The organism is Leptotrichia sp. (assembly GCF_057270615.1).
This window is the reverse complement of the sequence record NZ_DBHIXN010000117.1, coordinates 1-2,010: the sequence shown is the minus strand read 5'-3', so window position 1 is coordinate 2,010 and position 2,010 is coordinate 1. Positions and strand designations below refer to the sequence as shown.

Here is a 2,010-nt window from a genome sequence, read left to right as displayed (position 1 = left end):
TTAATACCTTTTAATAAATAGCAATTTACAAACTTGTAGAAATGATATAAAAAAAGGGGCTGTCTCAAAATGGTTAAAATTTTGAGTTCAGCTTCTTTTTTTCTGAAAAAAGAAAAAACCGAGATAAAATCTCGGCAAAATGGTATAATTGAATTATGACAAAAAACAATAACCATTCAACTAATTCTACTACATTTTTTCCAAATTATCAATTGTTTTTGCCTATGGATATTGGAGTGAATATCTCTGAATCATCGCCTGTTAGAGTAATTAGCAAATTATTGGAGGGATTAGACTATAGATATTTAATGCAAGCATACTCTAAAAATAAAGGCCGTAAGCATAAAATTGAAGCTGATAAAATGTTTTTTATCATTGCATATGCCATGTTTGACAGTGTCAGTACTACTAGAGCTATTGAGAAAAATTGTAGGGAAAATATTAATTACATGTGGATCTTAAGGGGAAGCTCTGCCCCTGATCATAACACAGTTGCCAGATTTATTTCCAGCTGTAAAATAGAAATTGAAGATCTGTTCTATCAGCTGATAAATAAATTAATCAAATTAAATGAAATTGATTTGGAAAATGTATTTATTGACGGTACGAAAATTGAAGCCAATGCAAATAAATATACATTTGTATGGAAGAAGGCGGTTAACAAATTTTATGAAAAATTAAAAATTAAGGTAAATGATTTCTGGCATTCATTTAATGAAAATAACAATACTGAATTTAACGATATCTATGAAATAGAAAAGCATCTGGAAAAAGAAATCTTAGATAAGAATATTGAATTTGTTTATGGAAAGGGAGTCCGTAAAACTCAACAGCAGAGAGATTATGAAACTGTAACTTCCTACATAGCAAAGGAAAATGAGTATAGTATGCATCTTAAAATTTGTGGTAATAGAAACAGTTACTCTAAAACAGATAAGGATGCAACGTTTATGAGAATGAAGGATGACTACATGAAAAACGGTCAGCTGAAACCGGCATATAATTTACAGATAGGCGTAAATTCTGAATATATTGTGGGTCTGGATTTGTTTCCTAATCCTACAGATGTAAGAACACTTATTCCATTTTTATCAGTATTGGAAAGTAAAAACTTAAAATTTAGAAATATTGTTGCAGATGCAGGATATGAAAGTGAAGAAAACTATGAATATCTTTTTAATAATAATTATACTCCATATATAAAGCCACAAAATTATGAAAAGCAGAAAACCCGAAAATTTAAACATGATATTTCTAAGGTGGAAAACATGTCATTTAATGAAGAAATGGATACATACACATGTGCAAATAATCAAAAACTTGAATTTAAGTATACGTCAAAACAAAAAAATAGAAGTGGATATATATCAGAAAAGAAAGTATATGAATGCAATAACTGTGAAGGATGCCCTTTTGCAGTAAAATGTAAAAGTACATCTCATAACAAAAAACTTTATGTAGCAGATAATTTTTTAAGATTTAGAAAACAGTCACAGGAAAATATAGCAACAGAAAAAGGAATAATGCTTAGAGTGAATAGGAGTATTCAGGTTGAAGGGGCATTTGGAGTGTTAAAACAGAACATGAACTTTAAACGTTTTAAATACCGTGAAAGATCTAAAACTAAAGTTGAAGTTTTACTATTTGCTATTGGATATAATTTAAGAAAATATGTTCATAAAAAAGTTCAAGGACGTGAAGGCATGAAACTTCATAAATTAGCTATTAACTAAGTTTTAAGAAAGATAAGGTTCTCTAATTTTTTAGTGCAATTTTTCTTTGATTAGAAAAAATTCTAATCAGATAACTGTAAAAAATTTAGAGAGCTTTTAATTTGAACAAAAAAATAGAAGCTGAACTCAAAATTTTAACCATTTTGAGACAGCCCCTTTAAATAAAGAACAATTTTCTAACCTTGTTCAATATAGGAAAAACTATGAAAATTATTATGGAAAAGAAGTGGAGAGATAAAAAGCTATAAGCGTTGCTTACATTTATTAAAAAGACTTG

Annotated in this window: 1 protein-coding gene; it reads left to right on the top strand. The window is 28.3% G+C overall.

What is annotated here, in order from left to right; all coding sequences use genetic code 11:
- The first annotated feature begins 155 nt into the window (after nucleotides 1-155).
- On the top strand, nucleotides 156-1,733 hold the full coding sequence (locus ACO409_RS10750) for an IS1182 family transposase (RefSeq protein WP_485557130.1): 1,578 nt from the start codon (nucleotides 156-158) through the stop codon (nucleotides 1,731-1,733).
- Nucleotides 1,734-2,010: the final 277 nt, after the last annotated feature.

What these genes read in the sequence shown, in the direction of transcription:
- ACO409_RS10750 (WP_485557130.1), top strand. Translation starts at nt 156, where the DNA reads ATGACAAAAAACAATAACCATTCAACTAATTCTACTACATTTTTTCCA.